This window comes from Streptomyces sp. NPDC037273 (genome assembly GCF_055603625.1).
The window spans coordinates 78,543-101,819 of record NZ_JBVJVO010000016.1 but is presented as its reverse complement, the minus strand read 5'-3'; the positions used below and the strand labels follow the sequence as shown (position 1 = coordinate 101,819).

19 protein-coding genes are annotated in these 23,277 nt (G+C 74.3%); 10 read left to right on the top strand and 9 right to left on the bottom strand.

Going from position 1 to position 23,277, the window contains the following annotated elements; genetic code table 11:
* Window position 1: 1 nt before the first annotated feature.
* From ACZ7G1_RS32165 to ACZ7G1_RS32145, 5 genes are all read left to right on the top strand, one after another.
* Window positions 2–1,282, top strand: a complete 1,281-nt coding sequence (locus tag ACZ7G1_RS32165) for an MFS transporter (protein WP_470878308.1) — start codon at window positions 2–4, stop codon at window positions 1,280–1,282.
* Window positions 1,212–3,278, top strand: a complete 2,067-nt coding sequence (locus tag ACZ7G1_RS32160; RefSeq protein ID WP_470878310.1) for a SpoIIE family protein phosphatase — start codon at window positions 1,212–1,214, stop codon at window positions 3,276–3,278. The genes ACZ7G1_RS32165 and ACZ7G1_RS32160 overlap by 71 nt, the downstream gene beginning before the upstream one ends.
* The gene (locus tag ACZ7G1_RS32155) at window positions 3,275–6,124 is read left to right on the top strand and encodes a SpoIIE family protein phosphatase (protein WP_470878311.1); all 2,850 of its coding nucleotides are present in this window, start codon (window positions 3,275–3,277) and stop codon (window positions 6,122–6,124) included. The genes ACZ7G1_RS32160 and ACZ7G1_RS32155 overlap by 4 nt, the downstream gene beginning before the upstream one ends.
* A 166-nt stretch (window positions 6,125–6,290) precedes the next feature.
* Window positions 6,291–7,496 carry an amidohydrolase gene (locus ACZ7G1_RS32150; RefSeq protein ID WP_470878313.1) on the top strand — a complete coding sequence of 402 codons (1,206 nt, stop codon included), beginning with the start codon at window positions 6,291–6,293 and terminating at the stop codon, window positions 7,494–7,496.
* Window positions 7,497–7,573: 77 nt separating this feature from the next.
* A complete protein-coding gene (locus ACZ7G1_RS32145; RefSeq protein WP_470878314.1) occupies window positions 7,574–8,260 on the top strand; it encodes a GntR family transcriptional regulator in 687 nt (228 codons plus the stop codon).
* A 10-nt stretch (window positions 8,261–8,270) separates the two neighbouring features.
* Here the strand turns inward: ACZ7G1_RS32145 and ACZ7G1_RS32140 are convergent, their stop codons facing one another.
* Both ACZ7G1_RS32140 and ACZ7G1_RS32135 read right to left on the bottom strand, forming a co-directional pair.
* The gene (locus ACZ7G1_RS32140) at window positions 8,271–9,401 is read right to left on the bottom strand and encodes a hypothetical protein (RefSeq protein WP_470878316.1); all 1,131 of its coding nucleotides are present in this window, start codon (window positions 9,399–9,401) and stop codon (window positions 8,271–8,273) included.
* A complete protein-coding gene (locus ACZ7G1_RS32135) occupies window positions 9,398–10,330 on the bottom strand; it encodes a 5-dehydro-4-deoxyglucarate dehydratase (RefSeq protein WP_470878318.1) in 933 nt (310 codons plus the stop codon). The genes ACZ7G1_RS32140 and ACZ7G1_RS32135 overlap by 4 nt, the downstream gene beginning before the upstream one ends.
* Before the next feature lie 244 nt (window positions 10,331–10,574).
* On the opposite strand from ACZ7G1_RS32135, the gene ACZ7G1_RS32130 reads away from it, so the two are divergent.
* Entirely contained in the window at window positions 10,575–11,384 is an 810-nt protein-coding gene (locus tag ACZ7G1_RS32130; protein ID WP_470878320.1) for an NAD-dependent epimerase/dehydratase family protein, read from the top strand.
* 267 nt (window positions 11,385–11,651) lie between these two features.
* Here ACZ7G1_RS32130 and ACZ7G1_RS32125 read toward each other — a convergent pair whose 3' ends face one another.
* Window positions 11,652–12,656, bottom strand: a complete 1,005-nt coding sequence (locus tag ACZ7G1_RS32125) for an AraC family transcriptional regulator (protein ID WP_470878322.1) — start codon at window positions 12,654–12,656, stop codon at window positions 11,652–11,654.
* A 55-nt stretch (window positions 12,657–12,711) separates the two neighbouring features.
* Between ACZ7G1_RS32125 and ACZ7G1_RS32120 the strand changes: the two genes are divergently transcribed.
* Window positions 12,712–12,939, top strand: coding sequence for a hypothetical protein (locus ACZ7G1_RS32120; RefSeq protein WP_470878323.1), 228 nt, complete (start codon window positions 12,712–12,714; stop codon window positions 12,937–12,939).
* A 64-nt stretch (window positions 12,940–13,003) separates the two neighbouring features.
* The gene (locus ACZ7G1_RS32115) at window positions 13,004–14,230 is read left to right on the top strand and encodes a TerD family protein (protein ID WP_470878325.1); all 1,227 of its coding nucleotides are present in this window, start codon (window positions 13,004–13,006) and stop codon (window positions 14,228–14,230) included.
* A gap of 19 nt (window positions 14,231–14,249) precedes the next feature.
* Here ACZ7G1_RS32115 and ACZ7G1_RS32110 read toward each other — a convergent pair whose 3' ends face one another.
* The 4 genes from ACZ7G1_RS32110 to ACZ7G1_RS32095 all read right to left on the bottom strand — a co-directional run bounded on the left by ACZ7G1_RS32110 (window position 14,250) and on the right by ACZ7G1_RS32095 (window position 19,115).
* Entirely contained in the window at window positions 14,250–15,266 is a 1,017-nt protein-coding gene (locus tag ACZ7G1_RS32110; RefSeq protein ID WP_470878327.1) for a 1-aminocyclopropane-1-carboxylate deaminase, read from the bottom strand.
* 44 nt (window positions 15,267–15,310) lie between these two features.
* Complete coding sequence (locus ACZ7G1_RS32105) at window positions 15,311–16,009, bottom strand: GntR family transcriptional regulator (protein ID WP_470878329.1); 699 nt, start codon at window positions 16,007–16,009, stop codon at window positions 15,311–15,313.
* A gap of 86 nt (window positions 16,010–16,095) precedes the next feature.
* Complete coding sequence (locus ACZ7G1_RS32100) at window positions 16,096–17,532, bottom strand: alkaline phosphatase PhoX (protein ID WP_470878331.1); 1,437 nt, start codon at window positions 17,530–17,532, stop codon at window positions 16,096–16,098.
* A 128-nt stretch (window positions 17,533–17,660) separates the two neighbouring features.
* Window positions 17,661–19,115 (bottom strand): hypothetical protein, encoded by a 1,455-nt coding sequence (locus ACZ7G1_RS32095; RefSeq protein WP_470878332.1) that lies wholly within the window; start codon window positions 19,113–19,115, stop codon window positions 17,661–17,663.
* 210 nt (window positions 19,116–19,325) lie between these two features.
* Between ACZ7G1_RS32095 and ACZ7G1_RS32090 the strand changes: the two genes are divergently transcribed.
* Complete coding sequence (locus tag ACZ7G1_RS32090) at window positions 19,326–21,164, top strand: endonuclease/exonuclease/phosphatase family protein (protein ID WP_470878334.1); 1,839 nt, start codon at window positions 19,326–19,328, stop codon at window positions 21,162–21,164.
* 28 nt (window positions 21,165–21,192) lie between these two features.
* On the opposite strand, the gene ACZ7G1_RS32085 is transcribed toward ACZ7G1_RS32090, so the two are convergent.
* On the bottom strand, window positions 21,193–21,903 hold the full coding sequence (locus tag ACZ7G1_RS32085; RefSeq protein WP_470878336.1) for an antibiotic biosynthesis monooxygenase: 711 nt from the start codon (window positions 21,901–21,903) through the stop codon (window positions 21,193–21,195).
* A 93-nt stretch (window positions 21,904–21,996) separates the two neighbouring features.
* Here ACZ7G1_RS32085 and ACZ7G1_RS32080 point away from each other — a divergent pair, with 93 nt between their 5' ends.
* The gene (locus tag ACZ7G1_RS32080; protein WP_470878338.1) at window positions 21,997–22,440 is read left to right on the top strand and encodes a GNAT family N-acetyltransferase; all 444 of its coding nucleotides are present in this window, start codon (window positions 21,997–21,999) and stop codon (window positions 22,438–22,440) included.
* A gap of 36 nt (window positions 22,441–22,476) precedes the next feature.
* Here the strand turns inward: ACZ7G1_RS32080 and ACZ7G1_RS32075 are convergent, their stop codons facing one another.
* Window positions 22,477–23,229 carry an SDR family NAD(P)-dependent oxidoreductase gene (locus ACZ7G1_RS32075; RefSeq protein WP_470878340.1) on the bottom strand — a complete coding sequence of 251 codons (753 nt, stop codon included), beginning with the start codon at window positions 23,227–23,229 and terminating at the stop codon, window positions 22,477–22,479.
* Between the last annotated feature and the right edge of the window lie 48 nt (window positions 23,230–23,277).

The window sequence follows — 23,277 nt, the reverse complement described above, 5'->3', positions numbered from 1 at the left end:
CATGCGCTGGTATCTGACAGGTGTCGTCGTGTCCGGATTCGGGACGACGGCGATGTGGCTGGTCTCCGGTATCTGGGTGAAGTCCCTGACCGGGTCGGACAGCCTGGCGGCACTGACCGCCTTCGCCCTCTGGGCGCCCGTACTCCTCGGGCCGGTTCTCGGCACGCTCGCCGACCGGGTGCGGCGCAGACCGCTCCTGGTCGCCGTCAACGCGGCGATGGCGGTGCTGCTCCCGCTGCTCCTGTGGGTGGAGTCCGCCGACCGCGTCTGGCTGCTGTTCGCGGTGCTCGTGCTGTACGGCGCGCAGGGCGCGATCCACGAGGCGGCCGAACAGGCCCTGGTGGCGACGGTCCTCGACGAGGACCGGCTCGGCACCTTCAACGGGCTGCGGATGACCGCCAACGAATCGATGAAGCTCGTCGCGCCGCTGGTCGCGGCGGGGCTCTTCGCCCGGTACGGAGGCGGTCCCGTCGCCCTCATCGACGCGGCGAGCTTCGCGGTGGCGGCCCTGGTGTTCGCCCTCATGCCGGTCCGCGAACCGAAGCCGACGCCGCCCGCCGCCCGCCACTGGTGGCGCGAGACGGCCGAGGGCGTCCGCATCCTCCGCGCCTCGCCGGTCCTGCGGCCGCTGGTGGCGACGGGCGCGGTCACCATGCTGATCGCCGGCGTCAACGGCGCCGCGATCTACTCCGTCGTCGACCGCGTCCTCGGCCACGCGCCCGCGTACGCCGGTGTCCTCTACGCCGTCCAGGGCGCCGGCTCCGTCCTCGCCGGCCTGGTGGCCGGCCCCCTGCTGCGCCGCGTGCCCGAGCGGACGCTCGCCACCACCGGCCTCGCCCTGTTCTCGCTGGCGATCGCCGTCCGCGCCCTCCCCTACGACGCGACGGCCCTCGCCGCCAGCGCCGCCATCGGCCTCGGCCTCCCCTGGGTCCTCATCGCGGTCGTCACCGCCGTCCAGCGCGAAGCCCCCACCGAGGCCCTCGGCCGCGTCGCCGCCACCGCCCACACCCTCGTCCTCGCCCCCAACGCGATCGCCATCGCCCTGGGCGCGGGCCTGGTCGCCGTCTTCGACGTCCGCGTCCTGCTGGCCGTGCTCACCGTGGTGGGCCTGGCCTGGGCCGTGACCGTCGCCCCGCGCGGCCTTTTCGGCGCGCGGGGCGCGTGGGGGACGGGGAGCATGGAGGGAGGTGGTGCGTCGGGAGGAGGGCAGGGTGACGGCCGGTTCCTTTCCGGGGACGACGGGGCTGGTCGGGGTGCGCCTGGAGGGACGGGGACTGCTTGACGTCCTGGGGGTGGCGGCCGTCGTCATCGACGCCCGGGGACGGATCGTGCTGTGGAGCCCCCAGGCGGAGGAACTGTTCGGGTTCGCGGCGGACGAGGCGCTGGGGCGGTACGTGGCGCGGCTGATCGTGGGGCCGGAGCATCGCGAGGAGGCGATGCGGCTGTTCGGCGAGGTGCTGCGGGGCGGGGCGACCTGGTCGGGGACCTTTCCCGTACGCCACAAGGACGGGACGGAACGGCAGGTCGAGTTCCGGAACATGCGGCTGACCGACGACCGGGGGGCGTTGTACGCGCTGGGGATCGCGGCGGACCGGTCGGCGGTGGAGCGGGTCGAGACGGAGCTCGCGCTGTCCGACCGGCTGGTGAGGCAGTCGCCGATCGGCCTCGCCCTGCTCGACACGGAGCTGCGGTACATGCTCGTGAATCCGGCCCTCGAACGGATCAACGGCGTTCCGGCGGAGCTGCACGTGGGGCGGCGGATCGGCGACATGCTGCCGTCGCTCGACACGGGAGGTCTGGAGACGGCGCTGCGGGCGGTGCTCGCCACGGGGGAGCCGCTGCTCGACCACACGACGAAGGGGCGCACTCCGGCGGACCCGGACCACGACCACTCGTGGTCGGTGTCGCTGTCGCGGCTCGAAGGGCCCGAGGGCCGGGTCCTGGGCGTCGCGGTGTCGGTGATCGACGTGACGGAGCGGCACCGGGCGGACGCGGCGGCGGACCGGTCGCGGCGGCGGCTGGCGCTGATCGCGGATGCCTCGGCGCGGGTGGGCACCACCCTGGAGGTGGAGCGGACGGCGGACGAGCTGGCGTCGGTGGTGGTGCCGGAGCTCGCGGACATCGCGGCGGTCGACGTGCTGGACTCGGTCCTCGCGCTGCGGCGGCCGGGGGCGCCGGAGGAGGGCCCGGAGCTGTTCCGGGCGCTGGCGGTGAAGGCGGCGGGGCGGACGGAGGCGCTGCCGGCGGCGGACCCGCCGGGGGCGGTGGCGATGTACGGGGCGGACCGGCTCGTCACCCGGTGTGTGCACACGGGTCTGCCGGTGCTCGTGGAGCACGTCGGACCGGGGGACCTGTCGCGGATCGCCCGCAGTCCGCAGGCGGCGGAGCTGCTCGCCCGGGCCGGGGTGCATTCGTATCTGGCGGTGCCGCTGATCGCGCGCGGCGAGGTGCTGGGGGCGCTCGACCTGAAGCGGGACCGGAACGCGCTGCCGTTCGACGGCGACGACGTGCTGCTCGCGACGGAGCTGGCGGCCCGGGCGGCGGTCAGCATCGACAACGCGCGCTGGTACCAGAGCGTGCGGAACTCGGCGGTGACGCTCCAGCGCAGCCTGCTGCCGGGCGCACCGCCGGAGCTCGCGGGCCTGGAGATCGCGGCCCGGTACCAGCCGGCGCAGGCGTCGAGCGAGGTCGGCGGGGACTGGTACGACGTGATCCCGCTGCCCGACGACAAGACGGCGCTGGTGGTCGGGGACGTGATGGGCAGCGGGATCGACGCGGCGGCGACGATGGGCCGTCTGCGGACCGCGACCTGCGCCTTCGCCGACCTCGACCTCTCCCCCGCGCAGGTGCTCCGGCATCTGGACCGGATCACCGCGGGTCTTGAGCACTACATCGCCACGTGCCTGTTCGCGGTGCACGACCCGGTGCGCGGCCGGTGCCGGATCGCGAACGCGGGCCATCTGCCGCCCGTGCGCGTCCCGGTGGACGGGCCGGCCGAGCTGGTCCGGCTGTCGACGGGGGTGCCGCTGGGCGTCGGCGGCGGCAGCTTCCACACGGCGCGGGTGCCGTTCCGGCCGGGGGACCGTCTGGTGCTGTACACGGACGGCCTGATCGAGACCCGTGACGAGGGGATCGACGAGCGGCTCGAACTGCTCGTGGGGCTGCTCGACGAGGCCCGCGGGCCCTTGGAAGAGACCTGCGACCTGCTGCTGCGGGCGCTGCGCCGGCCGGGTGCGCCGGACGACGTGGCGCTGCTGATCGCGCGGAGCACGGGATGACGGCCCGGGACGGGCCCGGCGCGGGCCGCGGGAACGGGGGACGGCGGGACCCCGGTGCGGGCCGGTGGTGGAACCGGGGGCGGGGCGGGGCGCGCGGGCGGGAGCGGGAAGGGCGGGCGACCGGGCTGCGGAGCCTCGCCGGGCAGGTGTTCGCGCTCGAGGCGCTGATCGCGCTGCTTGTGATCGCGGCGGCGGTGTTCGTGACGTTCCACCAGGCGCGCCTCGACACCGAGCGGGACGCCCGGATCCGCTCGCTCGCGGTCGCGGAGGGCTTCGCGCACGCGCCGGGCGTCGACGCGGCGCTGATGTCCGCCGATCCGACGGCGGAGCTGCAGAGCCGGGCGGAGGCGACCCGGCGGGCGACGGGCGTCGACTTCATCGCGGTGCTGAGCCCGTCCGGGGTGCGCTACACCGACTCGGAGCCGGAGCTGATCGGGCGGAAGGCGACCGGGGACCTCTCGCGGGCGGCGGTGGACGGCGAGTCGTTCACCGAGCTGTTCCACGGCGCCCCGAACGACGCGGTACGGGCCGTGGTCCCGGTGGAGGACGAGCGCGGCCGGATCGTCGGCATGGTGAGCAGCGGCATCGAGGTGGAGAGCATCACGCACGCGGTGGAGGGCCGGCTGCCGCTGCTGATCGGTGCGGCGGGCGGGGCGCTCGCGCTCGCGGTGGGCGGGGCGGCGCTGGTGAGCCGGCGGCTGCGGCGGCAGACGCACGGTCTCGGCCCGGCGGAGATGACCCGGATGAAGGAGCATCACGAGGCGGTGCTGCACGCGGTCCGCGAAGGGGTGCTGATCGTGGGCGCGGACCGCCGGCTGCTGCTCGCCAACGACGAGGCCCGCCGTCTCCTCGGGCTCGCCGCGGACGCGGAGCGGCGGCACGTCTCGGAGCTCGGTCTCGATCCCCGTACGGTCGAGCTCCTGGAGTCGGGCCGGTCGGCGACCGACGAGGTGCACCGGGCGGGCGACCGGCTGCTCGCGGTGAGCGTCCGGCCCACCGTCGCGGGCGGCGCGGAGTCCGGGTGCGTGATGACGATGCGGGACACCACGGAGCTCGCCGCCCTGACGGGCCGGGCCGCGGTGGCCCGGGGCCGGCTCCAGCTGCTGTACGAGGCGGGGGTGCGGATCGGGACGACCCTGGAGGTCGTACGGACGGCGGAGGAGCTGGCGGAGGTGGCGGTGCCGCGGTTCGCGGACTTCGCCACCGTGGAGCTTCTCGAACCGGTGCTGCGCGGGGAGGAGCCGCCGGAGACCGGGGCGGCGGCCACGGAGCTGCGGCGGACGGCGCTGAGCGGGCTGCGGCCCGACCAGCCGCTCCAGCCCGTCGGGGACACCGTCCGCTTCGACGTGCCCAGCACGCCGATGGCGAAGGCCCTGCACGCGGGGCACGCCGTGGTGCAGCCGGAGCTGGCGTCGGCGGAGGGCTGGCGGGCGCAGGACCCGGAGGGTGCGGCCCGGGCGCTGGCGTACGGGATGCACTCGCTGCTCACGGTGCCGCTGCTGGCCCGCGGGGTGGTCCTCGGGATGGCGAACTTCTGGCGCGCGGACACCCCGGAGCCGTTCGGCGAGGAGGACCTGTCGTTCGCGGAGGAGCTGGCGGCGCGGGCGGCGGTGGCGATCGACAACGCGCGCCGGTTCACCCGGGAGCACGCGATGGCGGTGACGCTCCAGCGGAGCCTGCTGCCCCGGGTGCTGCCGGACCAGAGCGCGGTGGAGGTGGCGTACCGCTATCTCCCGGCGAAGGCGGGGGTGGGCGGCGACTGGTTCGACGTGATCCCGCTGCCGGGTGCGCGGGTGGCGCTGGTGGTGGGCGACGTGGTCGGGCACGGCCTGCACGCGGCGGCGACGATGGGGCGGCTGCGGACGGCGGTGCACAACTTCTCGACCCTGGACGTGCCGCCGGACGAGCTCCTCGGCCATCTCGACGAGCTGACGGGCCGGATCGACGACGTGGAGACGGGGGGCGCGGAAGGCGCGGACGCCGTAGGGCGGCGGCGGGACGAGGGCATCACCGGTGCGACCTGTCTGTACGCGATCTACGATCCGGCGTCCGGGCTGTGCACGATGGCGAGCGCCGGGCATCCGGGCCCCGCGCTGGTGAGCCCGGACGGGCGGGTCGAGTTCCCCGAGCTGTCGCCGGGGCTGCCGCTCGGCCTGGGGCTCGGCGACGTGCCGTTCGAGGCGGCCGAGCTGCGGCTGCCGGAGGACAGCAAGCTGGTCCTGTTCACGGACGGGCTCCTGGAGGACCACGGCCGGGACATGGACACCGGGCTCGGGCTGCTGCGGTCCGCGCTCGCCCGCCCGGACCGCAGCCCCGAGCAGACCTGCGCCGACGTCCTCGCCACGCTCCTGTCCGCCACGCCCCGCGACGACATCGCCCTGCTCGTGGCCCGCACCCAGCGCCTCGACCGGTCTCGGATCGCCGAGTGGGAGGTCGTACGGGACCCGTCGGCGGTCTCGCCGGTACGGAACGCGGCGGCGGCGAAGCTGGCCGAGTGGGGGCTCGAAGGGCTCGCCTTCTCGGCCGAACTGGTCCTCAGCGAACTCATCACGAACGCCGTGCGGTACGGGGCCGATCCGGTACGCGTACGGCTCCTCCACGACCGGGCCCTGATCTGCGAGGTGTCCGACGGCAGCAGCACGTCCCCGCACCTGCGGCACGCGGCCACGACCGACGAGGGCGGCCGCGGGCTCTACCTCGTCGCCCAGTACGCCGACCGCTGGGGCACCCGTTACGCCCGCCGCGGCAAGACGATCTGGGCCGAACTCCGCGCGGGCGCCGGCGACGCCGAGCCGGTCGCGACGGCCGTGCCGGACCTGGACGCGCTGGAGGACCTCGCCTGGTGACGGCGAGGCGGACCACCACGACCCTTGGTATACCAAGCCGTGGTATACCAGAAGGCGCCCCTTCGCCCCTTCGCCCCTTCGCCCCTTCGCCCCTTCGCCCCTTCGCCCCTTCGCCCCTTCGCCCCTTCGCCCCTTCGCCCTCGCCCCGCCACCCCAAGGAGCCCCCGTGACCACGCCGCAGCCCCGCACCGCGACCCTGTTCCACGACGTACGCCCCTTCGGCGGCCCGGCGCGCGACCTGTTCGCGGTGGACGGGGTCCTCGTGGCGGAGGTCCCGGCGGACGCGCGGGTCGAGCGCGTGGACGGGGGCGGGCGGCTGGCGCTGCCGACGCTGGTCGACGCGCACATCCACCCCGACAAGACGTCCTGGGGCGAGCCGTGGCACAGCCGGCGGCCCGCCCGGGGCATCGCCGAGTACGTCGAGGGGGACGTGGAACTGGCCCGCGCGCTGCCGACCCCGGTGGGCGAGCGGGCGCTGCGCCTGATGTCCCACGCGGCGGCGCGGGGCACGCGGGCGATGCGCGCCCACGCGGACGTGGCTCCGGCGTTCGGGCTCGCGGGGATCGAGGGCGTCGCCGAGGCCGCGGCGAAGCTCGCCGGGGTGGTGGACGTGGAGCTGGTGGCCTTCCCGCAGCACGGGGTGGTGCGGACGCCGGGAGTGGCCGAGCTCCTCGCCGAAGCGGCCGCGAGCGGTCTCGTCACGCACATCGGCGGGATCGACCCGGCCGGTTTCGACGCCGAGGGCGACCACGACGGCGACCAGCTGGGCACGGTCTTCGGCCTCGCCGAGAAGCACGGGCTCGGGCTCGACATCCACCTCCACGACCGGGGCGAGCAGGGCCTGGCCCCGCTGCGCGACATCGCGGCCCGCACCCGCGCCCTCGGTCTCCAGGGCCGGGTGAGCGTGGCGCACGCCTTCGCGGTGGCGCAGCTGTCCGGGCGCGAGCTGGACGAGACGGCGGACCTGCTCGCGGACGCCGGGGTCTCGCTGACGACGGTGGCGCTCTCGGTGACGACGATCCTGCCGTTCCGGCGGCTCGCCGAGCGCGGGGTGCGGGTCGGTCTCGGCTCGGACGGGGTGCGGGACAGCTGGAGCCCGTTCGGGAACGCGGACATGCTGCACCGCGCCTGGCTCGCCGCCTGGGCGCTCGACGTGCGGCTCGACGAGGAGATCGAGGCCTGCTTCCGGCTGGCCGCCGACGGCGGCGCGGAACTCCTCGGCCTCCCGAAGGCGGACCTCGCGCCGGGCTCCCCGGCCGACTTCATGCTCGTGGACGGCGAGTGCCTGCCGCAGACCGTGGTGGACCTGCCCCGGCGCGACCTCGTGGTCCGCGCGGGCCGGGTGGTGGCCAGGGACGGCCGCCTGGTGTGACGGCACGACAGGGGGCGCCGGCCGGTCTGCGAGGATCGGACGTCCACCGCCCCCCACGCCCTCCTGGAGCCCTCCCCATGACCACCCCCCGCCCCGCCGGTGAGGACGGCCGCCCGTCCCTGCGCGAGCGCGTGTACGTGGAGCTGCGCGAGCGGATCGTCGAGGCGGAGTACCCGGCGGGCACGCGGCTCGTGGAGCGGGAGATCGCCGACGAGCTCCGGGTCTCGCGGGTGCCGGTGCGCGAGGCGATGCAGCGGCTCGAATCGGAGGGCTTCCTCTCGGTGCGGCCGCGCCGGGGCGCGGTGGTGACGGACTTCGGCCCGCGTGACGCCGCGTACCTCTTCGACGTGCGGGAGAACCTGGAGGGCCTGGCCGCCCGCCTCGCCGCCCGGCACGCCACCGCCGCTCAGCTCGACGACCTGGAAGGGCTGCTCGCCCGCGCGAGGAGGGCGTCCGAGGCGGGGCGGCTGCGCGAGGCGGTCTCCCTCAACGCCGACTTCCACCGGCGGATCGTCGAACTCTCCGGCAACCCCCTCCTGGTGGACCTGATGGCCCCGCTCGACTCCCGGCTGCGCCGCCTCTTCCGGCTCACCTCCGCGCAGTCCGACGGCGAGCCGATGTGCGGCGCCCACGAGCGGCTCTACGCGGCCGTCCGCGACCGCGACGAGGACCGCGCCGAGGCCCTGGCCCGCGCCCACGTCGCCGACACCCGCGCCGCGGCCCGGCGCCTCCTCCCCGAACCCCCGGAGGAGGACGCCTCCTAGGGGGTGCCCCTCACAGCTCCCCCAGTGCCCTGCGGACCGCGTCCAGGTCCTCGTCGGAGGCCAGTCCCGCGTGGTAGAGCCGCAGTTCGGTGGCGCCCTCGGCGCGGGCCCGCGCGCCGAGCCCGGCCAGCCGCTCCGGGGCGCCGCCCATGCCGGTGACGACGGAGAGGTTGGCGGCGAGGACGGAATCCGGGCGGGCGTGGGCGGCGAAGGCGGCGAGCTTCGGGGGGCGGGCGACGACCCCGTCCGCGAGGCCCAGGATGTGCGCCGGGTCGGTGCCGGCGTCGGCGCCGCAGCGGTACGGGTCGGGGTCGGCGTGCAGCAGGACGCGGAAGCCGGGCGGGGCGGCGGCCCGTACGGCGGCCACGGCGGCCTCCTGGAAGCCGCGGGCGGTCCCGGCGCGCCAGGCGAGGGCGGGGGCCTCCAGGGCGCCGAGGCCGCCCGCGGGTCCCTTGCCGGCCCACACGGGTTCCAGGGCGGCGCGCACGGCGGCGGCCAGTTCGTCGGGGTCGGCGCCCCCGTCTCCGTACCCCTGCCGGCAGGCGGGGCAGAAGCAGAGCGACATCAGGTACCGCTCGCGCTCCTCCAGGGCGATCCCGCCGGTCTTGTCGTGGGCGTGCAGGTGGGCGAGGCCGTACCAGCCGCAGGATTCCAGTTCGGTGCCGGCGGCGCCGGGGCGTACGGCGGCCTCGGCGGCGAGGTCGACGAGGAGCTCTCGGACGTCGGGGCGGGCGACGCAGGGGGCCCAGGGGTAGCGGTCGCCGTAGGCGTTGACGACGGAGGTCTCGGGGTGTTCGGCGCCGAGCCGGGAGTTGTGCGCGAGGACGACCCAGCTGTGCACGTCGAGGCCGGTGTCCGCGAGGGCTTCGGCGGCCCGCCCGTACGCGTCGCCGGGTGCCCACTCCCCCGCCGGGTACGGGCGGAGGGCGCGGCCCGCCCAGCGGTCCGGGTCCGGCGGGTAGAGCACGGCGGCGTGGTCGGCGGTGACGATCCGGTGGGCCGGGTGGCGGGGACTCAGGGCCCGGGTGGAGTGGTAGGCGGCGGCCAGGGTGACCTGGGCGATGCCGAGTCCGGCGAGCAGCGCGGGCGCGGCGGGGTCTCCGTCGACGTCCCACGGGTAGAGGAAGGCTCCCGCCCTCATGCTCCGGCCTCCTTGAGGAGGGCCCGGCCGCGCTCGACGAGGGCGGCGAGTTCGCGCAGGTGGGCGGGGGTGGGCTCGCTGAGCGGCGGCCGTACCTCGCCGACGTCCAGGCCTCCGGCCCGTACCGCCGCCTTGACGAGGGAGACGGCGTATCCCCGTCCCTGGTCGCGGAGTTCGACGAGCGGCCGGAAGAAGCCGTCGACGAGCAGGTCGACGGTGGCGTCGTCGCCGGCGGCGAGGGCGCGGTGGAAGGCGAGGGCGAGGTCGGGGGCGAAGCAGAAGACGGCGGAGGAGTAGAGGGTGACGCCGATGGCCCGGTAGGCGGCGCCGGTGAGTTCGGCGGTCGGCAGGCCGTTGAAGTACAGCAGGTCGAGGCCTTCGGCGCGGACGGCGCTGACGATCCGCTGCATGAGGCCGAGGTCGCCGTGGCCGTCCTTGAGGCCGATGACGCCGTCGGTGCGGGCGAGGGCGACGGCGGTCTCGGGGGTGAGGATCGCGTTGTCGCGCTGGTAGACGATGACGTCGAGCGAGGTGGCGGCGGCGAGTTCGGTGTAGTGGCGGAGCAGTCCGGCCTGGTCGGCGACGACGAGGTACGGGGGCATGGCGAGGAGCCCGTCCGCGCCCGCCTCCTCGGCGAGGCGGGCGAACGCGACGGCGAGCGCGGTGCCGTAGCCGGTGCCGGCGACGACCGGGACGCGGCCCGCGGCCTCCTCGACGGCGGCGGCGACGCAGTCGCGGTACTCCTCGGGGCCGAGGGCGTGGAACTCGCCGGTGCCGCAGCAGGCGAACACGGCGGCGGCGCCCGCGTCGACTCCGGCGCGGACGTGGGCCCGGAAGGCGTCGAGGTCGACGGAGCCGTCCGGCGCGAAGGCGGTGACGGGGAAGAAGAGCAGGCCGTCGAGCCGGCCGGCGAGCGGGGCAGTGGTCACGGGCGCTCCCAGGGAAGTCCGTCGTACACAGATGCCGCACACAGATGCTGTGCACAGTCATGACTGTCATCCATATGCTTGAACGATGCCGTCAGGCACGCTAGATCAGCCCCGAACAAGGGTCAAGGCGAAGTGCGCCGGGATGACCGACCCTTGACGCTCCGTCGGACCGCTCCCTAGCGTGTCCATGGTTGTGAACGACGCTTGACCAGCCGCATGGCACCCGACGGAGGAGACCCGCCCCATGCCCGCACCCCGCACCGTCCTGCTCACCGGCGCCGCCGGAGGCGTCGGCACGCTGATGCGGGAGCTGCTGCCCCCGTACGGCTACGCGCTCCGCCTCCTGGACGCCGTCCCCGTGCCCGGCGAGCCGGACGCGGTCGTCGCCGACCTCGCGGACCGCGCGGCGCTGCGCGAGGCGGTGCGGGGCGTCGACGCGATCGTGCACCTGGCGGGCATCTCCCTGGAGGCCGACTTCGAGAAGATCATGGCCGCCAACATCGCCGGCACCCACCACCTCTACGAGACCGCCCGCGAAGAGGGCGTCCGGCGCGTGGTGTTCGCCTCCAGCAACCACGCCGTCGGCTTCACCCCGCGCCCGCGTGCGGGCGACCCCCTGATCCCGGTCGACACCCCGCACCGCCCCGACACCTTCTACGGCCTCTCCAAGTGCTTCGGCGAGGACCTGGCGCAGCTCTACTGGGACCTGCACGGCATCGAGACCGTCTCCGTCCGCATCGGCTCCTGCTTCCCCGAGCCCACGTCCGTGCGGATGCTCTCGATGTGGCTCAGCCCCGCCGACTGCGCCCGCCTCCTGCACGCCGCGCTCACCGCCCCCGACGTGGCCCACACCGTCGTGTACGGCTCCTCGGCCAACACGCGCGCGTGCTGGGACCTCGGCAGCGCCCGGGCGCTCGGCTACGAGCCGCGGGACGACTCGGAGCCGTACGCGGAGAAGCTCGTCGCCGAGAAGGGATACCCGCCGGAAGGCAGCGCCGACGACCTCTATCTGGGCGGCCACTTCTGCGTGGACCCGCCCCGCTGGCCGCACTGAGCGGGGGGCGGCCATGCGGGGGACGGGGGTACGCAGGACCCGGCCGGACTGATACGGGGGAGCCGGCCGGGGCCCGGGTCTCGGTGCGCGCTGGCGACCGGACCTGCCCACCGTAGGCCCGCACGAAGATCATCGCGATCCGCGGAACGCGACCCCTGTCCGGAATACGCGACGAATGGGCGCACAGAAGCACGAACCGGCGTGCAGGGGGCACACAGCGCGCCCGTCGGCCCCTCGCCCCGCCCCGCACCGCGCGCCCCCGGTGCGTCAGCGGCCCTCGCGGAGCGTCCGGGACGGCGATTCGCCGAACCTCTCCCGGTAGCGGGCCGCGAACCGGCCCTGGTGCGCGAAGCCCCAGCGCCACGCCACCTCGCTCACGCTCACCTCGTCGGGAGCCGCCGCCCTGAGCTCCTCGTGGACCCGGTCGAGCCGGACCTCGCGGACGTACGCCATCGGCGACATCCCCACGTACTCGCGGAACGACTCCTGGAGGCGCCGCACGCTGACCCGGGAGAGGGCCGCGAGCTCGGTCGTCGTGAAGGGGTACTCGGGGCGCTCCCGCACCGCGTCCATCGCCCGCTTGACCGGCGCCGGGCGGAGCGGCTCCGCCGGGTGGGCGAGCGCCTCGCGCCAGGGGTGGTCGGCGGCGAGCAGCAGCCCGTTCAGGAGGGCCTCCTGGAGGGGCCGCGCCACCAGTTCGTGCCGGGCGAGGCCCTCGCCCGCGAGCGCCTCCGCGGCGACCTGCCGGGCGAAGCGCACCCAGCTGAGGCCGGGGCCGCTCGTGATGTCCAGGTGGGGCGCGAAGGCGAGCGGGCCGCCCGGCGGCCGGCCGATGAGCTCGCCCAGGCGCTCGCGCAGCGCGGCCGCCCCCACCTTCACCGACAGCGCGCGGCAGTCCCCGCTCCAGCGGTCCAGATAGGTGTCCCCGGACGGGTCGAGGAGCAGCGCCTCGGCCGGCGAGGCGACGATCGTGGGCCCGTGGCCCTGGCGCAGCTCCATCGTCCCGCTGAGCGGCGCGTTCAGGTGGTAGGCGCCGAGCTCGCCGAAGCTCATCCGCACGTCGGCGCCGCAGCTCAGGTCGCCGATGACCAGCGGCCCCAGCGTCACGGTGTCGAAGCGGGCCGCGAAGGGCCGCCGCTCCCCCGCCAGGACGTCCATCCGGTTCGCGTAGTAGCGCGTGTCGAGCTCCAACCGCGCCTCGTCCACGTCCTCCGTCCGGAACGAACGCCCGCCCATCGACCCCGCGGCGTCCGCGGTCCCCACTGCACCCATGGACCGAAAGAATATTCATATGACGGATCTGACCGGGAACGGCAGGATGCCCGGCATGCCACGACCCCATGGATTCAGCTACGAACAGCGCGCGGACGGCTCGGTCGTCCTCACCCACCAGGGGCGCGCCGCCGGCGTGCTGCGCGGCGGGCGCGCCGAGAAGTTCCTCGCGGAGGTGGAGTCGGGCGACGCCCAGCTGGTCATGGCCCGGTGGACGGGCTCGTACCGCTTCGGGAACGAGCGGCAGGCCAGGAACCACCCCCGTAACCAGGGCCGCCGGTAACCAGGGTGGCCGAACCGGGCGCGGGTAAGGGAACGGCAAAGGGACCCGGATCGTTAGCCCTGGCATGACCGCTATGACCCCCGGCTCGAACATCCCTCTCACCGCCGCGCGCGTGGCGGTGGACGTCGCCGCCCCGGTGCGGCTCGACGTCTCGGGCCTGCTGCTCGGCGCCAACGGCAAGGTGCGCTCGGACGACGACTTCATCTTCTACAACCAGCCCACCGGGCCCGGCGTCTCCTACCGCTCCGGCGGCGGGACCGCCCCCGACGCCATCCTGGTGGACACCGGCGCCGTCCCGGCCGGCGTCGAGCGGATCGTCGTCACGGCGAGCCCCGACGCCGCCGGCCAGACCTTCCAGGGCATCGAGCCCACGGCCACCCTGCGCAACGCGGACGACGGCACCGTCCTCGCCACCTTCACGCCCCCGAGCCTGGCCACCGAGACGGCCCTGGTGGTCGTCGAGATCTATCTGCGCAACGGCGCCTGGAAGGCCCGCGCGGTGGGCCAGGGGTACGCGAACGGCCTGGCCGGCATCGCGACCGACTTCGGCGTCTCGGTGGACGAGGAGCCGGCCGCCGCCCCCGCCGCCCCCGCCGCCGTCGCCCCGCCGGTCCCGCCCGCGCCGCCCGCCGCCCCAGTGGACCCGCGGATCGCCGCCCCGCCGGCGCCGCCCGCTCCCCCGGCCGCCGCGCCCGCCGCCCCCGTCTCCACCGGCAAGATCAACCTCGACAAGGGCCGGGTCAGCCTCCAGAAGAACCAGACGGTGTCCCTGGTCAAGGGCGGCCGCCCGCTGCTCTCCCAGGTCAAGATGGGCCTCGGCTGGGAGCCCGCCTACCGCGGCAAGGACATCGACCTGGACGCCTCCGTCATCGCGTACGGCCCGCAGCGCAACCACCTGGACAGCTGCTACTTCGGCAAGCTGTCCATCCTGAACGGCTCGATCAAGCACTCCGGCGACAACCTCACGGGCGAGGGCGCGGGCGACGACGAGGTGATCGTCGTCGACCTCGGCCGCCTTCCGGCCGACGCCACCGGCCTGGTCTTCACGGTCAACTCCTTCTCCGGCCAGAAGTTCACCGAGGTCGCCAAGGCCTACTGCCGGCTCATCGACGCCGCGACCGGCGAGGAGCTGGTCCGCTTCGACCTCACCACCGCCGAGCCGCAGACCGGCGTCATGATGGCCAAGCTCATCAAGCAGTTCTCCGGCGAGTGGGAGATGACCGCGATGGGCGAGTTCGTGAAGTCCCGGACCGTCCGGGGCATGGTGAAGCCGGCCGCCCAGTCACTCTGAGCGGCCGGCCGCGGCGCCGCTAGAACAGGGCGCTGTAGGCGTTGAGGGCGGGCTGGCCGCCGAGGTGGGCGTAGAGCACGGTCGAGTCCCGGCCGATCTCCCCCCGGTCCACCAGGTCGACCATGCCCGCCATCGACTTCCCCTCGTAGACGGGGTCCGTGACCATGCCCTCGGTGCGGGCGGCGAGCCGCATCGCGTCGAGGGTGGCCTCGTCCGGGACGCCGTACACCCCGCCGTGGTAGCGCTCGTCCAGCTCCACGTCGGCCGCCGTCACCTCGCGCTCGACGCCGATGAGGGCGGCCGTGTTCCGGGCGATCCGGGTGATCTGCTCGTGCGTCGGGCCGGGCTTCGCCGAGGCGTCGACGCCGATGATCCGGCGGGCCGGGCCGCCCTCCTCGGCGAGCGCGGCGAAGCCCGCGACCATGCCGGCCTGGGTGGAGCCGGTCACCGAGCAGACGACGACCGTGTCGAAGAAGACGCCGAGCTCCCGCTCCTGTTCGGCCACCTCGTAGGCCCAGTTCGCGAAGCCGAGCCCGCCGAGCCGGTGGTCGGAGGCGCCGGCCGGGATCGCGTACGGCTTCCCGCCGCCCTCCTCGACCTCCCGCAGCGCCTGCTCCCAGCTCTCCTTGAAGCCGATGCCGAAGCCGGCCTTCACCAGGCGCACGTCGGCGCCCGCGAGCCGGCTGATCAGGATGTTGCCGACCTTGTCGTAGACCGGGTCGGGCCAGTCGACCCAGCTCTCCTGGACCAGGACGCACTTCAGTCCCGCCCGCGCGGCGACGGCGGCGACCTGCCGGGTGTGGTTGGACTGCACGCCGCCGATGGACACGAGGGTGTCGCAGCCCTGCGCGAGGGCGTCCGCGACCAGGTACTCCAGCTTGCGGGTCTTGTTCCCGCCGTACGCCACACCCGAGTTGCAGTCCTCGCGCTTGGCCCACAGCGTGGCCCCGCCCAGATGATGCGTGAGCCGCTCCAGCGGATGGACCGGCGAAGGCCCGAAGAGGAGCGGGTAGCGTTCGAAGTCGGTGATCGGCAAGGCGGCTCCCGGTGAGTGGCGGCTGCTGGGACGACTGGGGCTGTTCAGGGGGTGCGTTCCGCGGGGGCCGGGATGCCGGTGACCTCGGCGACCTCGATGGCGTCGTCCGCGAGCTGTTCGAGCGCCGCCCAGATCTCGGTGGTGACGCGGACCGCCTCCTCGGCGTCCCCCGCCGCGCAGGCGTCGATGAGCCGGGCGTGCAGTTCGGCCGAGCCGCAACTTCCGGAGTCGCCGAAGAGCCGCCGTTCGACACGGCGGATGAGCGGGGTGTAGCGCGCGATCGTGGCGGCGGCGGCGTGGTTGCCGCTGGCGACCACGAGGACCTCGTGCAGTTCGTCGTCGGCGCTCAGGGCGGCCTCGACGTCGGAGGCGCGGACGGCGGCGGCGAAGCGCTCGTTGGCCTCGCGCATGGCCCGGATGCCCTCGGGGCCGAGGAGGGGTACGCCGGTGCGGGCGGCGAGTTCGTGCATCACGCGCACCACCGAGGCGGCGTCGCGGACGACCCGGCTGACCGGCCGGGTGACCCGGGTGTAGCTCTGGGGCTTGGACTCGACGAGTCCCTCGTCGCCGAGCCGGGCCAGGGCCTCGCGCACGGGTGCGCGCGAGAGCCCGAGCCGTTCGGCGAGATCGGCGTCCTTCAGCGGGGCGCCGGGCGCGAGGTCGCCGCGCACGATGGCCTCGCGCAGTGCCTCGTACGCCCGGTCACGCAGCAGGGTCCGGCCCACGGGCCGCAGTGCGTCCATGGGCTGACATGTTAGATGTCAGCCCATGGGGGTGAACAGGGATCAGTTTCGGCCCCCCCGACCGGGAGAGGGCCGTGCGTCGGGACCTAGCCGCGCGGCTGGCGGCGCCACGGGCCGGTGATGGCCACCATGATGCCCGGGTCCTGGATGTTGGCGAACAGGGTGTCGCCGTCGGGCGAGAAGGTCACGCCGGTGAACTCGCTGTCGTTGAGGTCGTTCCGGGCGATCGCGTACGTGCGGCCGGAGTCGGTGGCGCCGAAGAGGTGCTGGACCCCCTCGCCGTCCTCGGCGATGACGAGCCCGCCGTAGGGCGAGACGGTGATGTTGTCGGGGCCGTCGTAGGCACCGTCCTCGGCGGGCGCCGGGTTCACGCCGAGCAGCACCTTGAGGGTGAGGGTGCGGCGCTTGGGGTCGTAGAACCAGACCTGGCCGTCGTGCGCGGCGCCGGGGCTCTCCGCGCGCGCGTAGGAGGAGACGACGTAGGTGCCGCCGTCGGCCCACCACATGCCCTCCAGCTTGCGGGCGCGGGTGACCTGGCCGTCGGCGAACTGCTTGCGGACGGCGGTGGTGCGGCCGTCGCGGTCGGGGACGTCGACCCAGTCGACGCCGTAGACGGTGCCGATCCGGGTGGCGCGCGAGAGGTCGTCGACGAACCGGCCCGTGGAGTCGGTGCACTTGAAGGCCTGGAGCACACCGGCGTCGTCGGCGAGGGTACGGAGCTTCCCGCGGCCGTGCTCGAAGCCCGCCGGCGGCGTCCAGCGGAAGAGCAGCCCGTTGGGGTTGGAGGCGTCCTCGGTGAGGTAGGCGTGACCGCGCTTGGGGTCGACGACGACGGCCTCGTGGTCGTAGCGGCCGAAGGCCTTGACCGGCTTCGGGTCGAGGTTGGCGCGGCGGTCGCGCGGGTCGACCTCGAAGATGTAGCCGTGGTCCTTCGTCATGCCGTTCACGCCGGCGCGGTCGGAGTTCTCCTCGCCGGTCAGCCAGGTGCCCCAGGCGGTGCGGCCGCCGGCGCAGTTGGTGGAGGTGCCGGCGATGCCGACCCACTCGGCGACGGTGCCGTCGCGGTGCACCTCGACGACCGTGCAGCCGCCGGCCGCGGCCGGGTCGTAGACGAGGCCCTCGGTGAGCGGCACCGGGTGGGCCCACTTGGCGCGGGGGCCCTTCAGCTCGTGGTTGTTGACGAGGTACGTGGTGCCGCGCGGGCCCGCGAAGGCGGCCGTGCCGTCGTGGTTGGACGGCGTGAACTCGCCGCTCTCCAGGCGCGTCACGCCGCTGTGCGTGATGACGCGGTACGAGAATCCGGCGGGCAGCGCGAGTATCCCGTCCGGGTCGGCCTCCAGCGGCCCGTACCCGAGCGTGCGGCCGTGGTGGTGGCCGTGCTCGTGGCCCGCCCCGTACGTCTCCGGCTCGTCGGAGGCGAGCGCCTCGGGCGCGGTGGCGAGGGCCCCGACGACACCGGTGAGGGCGAGGCCCGCACCGGTGGCGGCGGACTGCTTGGCGAACTCTCTGCGGTTGAGAGGCATGGTGTGGGGTTCTCCCTGTGACGGCCGGATCTCGCGCGCCACCCTGCCCCGCCTCCGCGAACACCGCCTGAACGCCACGGAAACACCACCGGACGCCGCCCACCCGGGCTGGGACCGGGCGCGGGGCCTCAGGACCCCGCGCGCGAGCGGGCCTTGAAGGCGGCCTTGCGGGCGTCCTTCGCGGCCGTCTTGTCGCGGTGGAGGCGGCCCATCGCCTCCAGGACCTCGGCGGTCGCCGGGTGTTCGACCCTCCAGGCGGCCTCGAAGAAGCCGCTGTGCCGGCCGGTGAGGCCCTCGATGAGCTCCTGGAGCTCCTCCAGGTCGCCGTCCGAGCCGAGCTGGGCGGCGATGGTGTCGATGGCCAGCCAGAAGATCATCGACTCCGGCGGCGCGGGCACGTCCGCCGCGCCCCGCTCGGCGAGCCAGACCCGGGCCAGGCCGCCGAGTTCGGCGTCGTCCAGCACCTCGCGTACCGCGGGCTCGGCCTCGGGGCCCACCAGGGAGAGCGTCTGCTGGCAGTGCAGGCGGCGCAGCGGCGAGCCGGCGTCGGAGCCCCGGGCGGCGGCGAGCAGTTCGCGGGCGGCGCTGACCGCGTCGCGGCCGGCGAGCCACGCGGCGGTCTCCTCGCGGGCGGCGCCCTCGGGGTAGCCGGCGATGCCGTCGAGGAGCGCGTCGGCGCCCTTCTCCGTCAGGTCGCCGACGGCGGGCGCGTCGACGCCGGCCTCCAGCATGCGGGCCCGGATGCCGTAGAGCCCGAGGGGGGTGAGCCGGACCATGCCGTACCGGGAGACGTCCTCGTCGTCGACGGGCGGCGCGGGCTCCTCGCCCTCCTCGGCCATCAGGGCCTCGTCGACGGGCTGGTACTCGACGAGGCCGATCGGCTCCAGGAGCCGGAACTGCTCGTCGAGCCGCATCATCGCGTCGGAGACCTGCTCCAGGACGTCGTCGGTGGGCTCGCCCATGTCGTCGGGCACGACCATGGACGCGGCGAGCGCGGGCAGCGGCACCGGGCCCTCGCCGGCGCCGCCCTCGCTGACGGTCAGCAGGTAGAGGTTGCCGAGGACGCCCTCCAGGAAGTCGGCCTCCGCCTCGGGGTCCCAGTCGAGGGCCTCGAAGTCGACCTCGCCGTCCTCGCCGACGATGGCGTCCAGGTCGTCGAGGACGGGGGCGACGGCGTCCGCGAAGACCGCGTCGAAGCCGTCGAGCCAGAGCGCGAGGACGTCCTGGGGGGAGCCGCCGGTGACGAGCGCCAGGTTCTCGCCGGGGGCGGCGCGCCCGGGCGTCTCGCCGCCCTCGGTCTCCTCGCCGTCCTCGACGTCCACGAGCCCGGTGTCGACGGCGAGCCGCCAGGCGTCACCGGCCAGGAGCTCGGCGTCCTCCTCGCCGGCGAGGCCGAGGACCTCGACGGCCTCGGGGAGCTGTTCGTCGACGAGTTCGCCGCCCGCGTCGACCCGGGTGTCGGGCCCGGCCCAACGGGCGAGCCGTACCGCCTGGACGAGGAGGGGGGCGGCCAGGGCGTCCCGCGCCAGCTCCGCGTCCGCACGGAGCCGAACGGGGGGAAGGGTGGGGTGGTCCGCTGACATCTGGGGGGTCTCCTCGACGCGTGCGTGGGTGAAGGGGGAAGGGCTCACGGAGCGGTCCTCAGCGTAGACGCATCCGGGGGCCCGTCCGCCGGTTCACGGATCCGTCAGCCTTCGTACACCCGTCGACTCTTGACAAGTCCACCGCTCTCACCGGAGATTGACGCGCGTAGATGTTTCTGCCGATCGTCCAAGCACCCTCGGAGTCCTCTGATGTCTTCCTCCATACCGAGATCCGCCGCGGTCTCCGCCGTCGTCGCCGCCGCTCTCGCCGCCGGTCTGCTGGCGAGCTCGTCGAGCGCCGCCGCCGACGAGGCGGCCGCCGGTGTCCGCATCCACGACATCCAGGGCACGACCCGCGTCTCCCCGCTCGTCGGCAAGCAGGTCACCGGCGTCACGGGCATCGTCACCGGCGTCCGCACCTACGGCTCGCGCGGTTTCTGGATCCAGGACCCCGAGGCCGACGCGGACGCGGCGACCAGCGAGGGCATCTTCGTCTTCACCAGCTCCGTCCCGACCGTCGCCGTCGGCGACGCGGTCCGCCTGAACGGCACGGTCACGGAGTACGTCCCCGGCGGCCTGACCTCCGGCAACCAGTCGCTGACCCAGATCTCCAAGCCGGTCGTCACCGTGCTGTCGAAGGGCAACCCAGTCCCGGCCCCGGTCACGATCTCGGAGTGGTCGGTCCCCGAGGAGTACGCCCCCGAGGGCGACCCGGCCGCGGGCGGCTCGATCAACGGCCTGACGCTCGACCCGGAGACGTACGCCCTGGACTACTACGAGTCCCTGGAGGGCACCAACGTCCGGATCGACTCCTCGCGGGTCGTCGGCGCCACCGACGCGTACGCCGAGCTCTGGGTGACGGTGAAGCCCTGCGAGAACGACAACGAGCGCGGCGGCACGGTCTACGGCTCGTACGAGTCCCAGAACACCGGCCGGCTCCAGATCCAGTCGCTGACCCCGCTCGCCCAGCAGCCCTTCCCCAAGGCGAACGTCGGCGACCGGCTGACCGGCACCACCGAGGGCCCGCTCGACTTCAACCAGTTCGGCGGCTACACGCTGACCGCCCGCACCCTGGGCACGGTCGTCGACGAGGGCCTGGAGCGCGAGACCACGGACAAGCAGCACAAGAACGAGCTGGCCGTGGCGACGTACAACGTCGAGAACCTCGACCCGACCGACCCGCAGGAGAAGTTCGACGCGCTCGCCAAGGCGGTCGTCGACAACCTCGCCTCGCCCGACATCGTGGCCCTGGAGGAGATCCAGGACAACAACGGCGCCAAGAACGACGGCACGGTCGCCGCCGACGTGACGGTGAAGAAGTTCACCGACGCGATCGTGGCCGCCGGCGGCCCCGCGTACGAGTGGCGCTCGGTCGACCCGCAGAACGGCAAGGACGGCGGCGAGCCCGGCGGCAACATCCGTCAGGTCTTCCTCTTCAACCCCGAGCGGGTCTCCTTCACGGACCGCGCCGGCGGCGACGCGACCACCGCCACCGCCGTCACGGGCACCAAGGGCCGCGCGGCCCTGACCCTCTCCCCCGGCCGCATCGACCCGGCGAACGCCGCCTGGGAGGCCAGCCGCAAGCCGCTCGCGGGCGAGTTCGTCTTCCGCGGCCGCACGGTCTTCGTGATCGCCAACCACTTCGGCTCGAAGGGCGGCGACGAGTCGATCGTCTCGCACCACCAGCCGCCGAACCGTTCCTCCGAGGCGAAGCGCCTCCTCCAGGCACAGGCCGTCAACGCCTTCGTGAAGGAGATCACCGCGGTCGAGAAGCAGGCCGACGTCCTCGTCGTCGGCGACATCAACGACTTCGAGTTCTCCGGCACGACGCAGGCGCTGACCGACGGCGGCGCGCTGTACCCGGCCGTCAAGTCGCTGCCCCGCAGCGAGCGCTACTCGTACGTCTACCAGGGCAACAGCCAGGTCCTCGACCAGATCCTGACCAGCCCCGGCGTGCACCACTTCGAGTACGACAGCGTGCACATCAACGCGGAGTTCGCCGACCAGGACAGCGACCACGACCCCCAGGTCCTGCGCTTCCGCCCGTAAGCACACCCGTCCGGGAGAACCGGTCCGGTCACACGCCCGCGCTCAGGCTGAGCGCGGGCGTGTACCGCTTCACCCGGCCGCCCGTGAGCCCCGGGTGGTGGTGCACCCGCTTCCAGGCCTCGGTCAGCCGGCCCTCCTCGGCCAGCCAGTCCTCATGGGCCCGCTCGCTCTCCCACTCGGCGTAGTTCAGGACCCGGCCGCCGTCGACGGTCAGATGGAACTGTCCGCTGATCCCGCCGGACTCCCGCCCGGCCGCCGCGTCCTCCGCCAGGGCGGTGAACACCGCGTCCACCCACTCCTCCCTGCTCCCGTCCGCCCCGTCGAAGTCCGCCTCGACGATCACGACGACCCCGGGCTCCTTCGCCGTCCCCGTCCCGTCGAGGGCCGTGGAGCGGTGGATGGGCCCGTAGCGGCGGAGTTCCACCCGCTCGATGCCGGGGACGGCCGCGTCGATCTCGGCGTTCCGGTCGTCGCGGTAGGTGCGGACGAAGTCGTCGTACGCCCGCTGCTCGGTCCACTGCGAATAGTGCAGCAGCGTGTCCCCGTCGGTCCCGACGGCGACGCTGTACGAGAGCAGGCCGAGGTCCGGCCACGGGCGGCTCTCCCAGGCGGCCTTGATCGCCGCGACGGCGGCGCGCTGGCGCTCGGGGGTGCCGACCCGCCAGGTGCTGACGAGGACGGCGCCGACTCCGGGGCGGTGCAGGTCGGGGCGGGCGTCGGGGTGTGCGACGGCGTTCACGGGGTTTCTCCTCCTGCTCGGTGCGGATGGTTCGACCCTCCTCCCTCAACCACGCTTGAGGTCAAGGGAATCCTCCGTGCGACACTCGGCGCCATGATCCTTCGCCCCGCCACCCGCGCCGAACTCCCCGCCGTCCTCGCCCTCCTGGCCGACGAGGACACGGTCGTGGAGCCGGCCTCGGTCACCGTCACCGAGGCCTACGAGCGGGCCTTCACCGCCATCGAGGCCGATCCGCGCAACGAGATCCTCGTCCTCGTGGACGGCGACCTCGTCCTCGGCTGCCTCCAGGCCACGTACATCCCCGGCCTCGGCAAGGGCGGCGCCGAGCGCGCCCTGATCGAGGCGGTCCGCATCAGGGCCGACCGACGCGGCACCGGTCTCGGCCGGGCCCTGATGGAGGGCGCCATGGCACGCGCGGAGGAACGCGGCTGCGCGCTGATCCAGCTGACGAGCAACAAGCAGCGAACCGAGGCCCACCGCTTCTACGCCTCCCTGGGCTTCACCCGCAGCCACGACGGCTTCAAGCGCGCGCTCTAGCCGCCGCGAGCCCGGCCTGATCGGCAAGACACCCCCCTAGCCCAGCAGGTGACCGCCGCCGTCGACGAGGAGCACCTCGCCGGTGATGTACGGGGAGTGGGCCAGGTCGTGGACGGCGCCGGCGATGTCCTCGGGGCGGCCGACGCGGCGCAGCGGGACGACTCCGGCCACGTGTTCCTTGGCGGCGTCGGCGCCGTCGACCCCGTCGAACCAGGGGGTGTCGATCAGTCCGGGCGCGACCGCGTTGACCCGGATGTCCGGCCCGAGGGTCTTGGCGAGGAGCTTCGTCATGTGGTTGACGGCCGCCTTGGAGACGGCGTACGGGATGGAGCTGCCGCCGGGCCGGACGCCGGCCTGGGAGGAGATGGTGACGATGGCGCCGCGGGTCTTCCGCAGGTGCGGGACGGCGGCCGTGACGGTCTGCCAGACGCCGATGACGTTGACGTCGTAGAGGTGGCGCCAGACGTCCGGGGAGGCGGCTTCGAGGTCGTCGTGCGGGATGAACCGGGTGGTGCCCGCGCAGTTGACGAGGATGTCGAGGCGGCCGTACGCCTCCACCGCGGCGGCGACGAGTCCGGCGGCCTGGGTCTCGTCGGAGACGTCGGCCTGGACGTAGACGGCGTCCGGCAGTTCGGCGGCGAGGGCCCGGCCGGCTTCGACGGAGCGCGCGGAGTTGACGACGACCCGGAGGCCGGCGTCGGCGAGCCGCCGGGCGATGGCGGCCCCGATGCCCGAGGACGAGCCGGTGACGAGTGCGACGCGCTGTCCGGCCGTGCTGTGTGAGCTCATGCTGTGTTGTTCTCCATGTCCCCCTGTCGCGCCCGGCCGATCATGCCA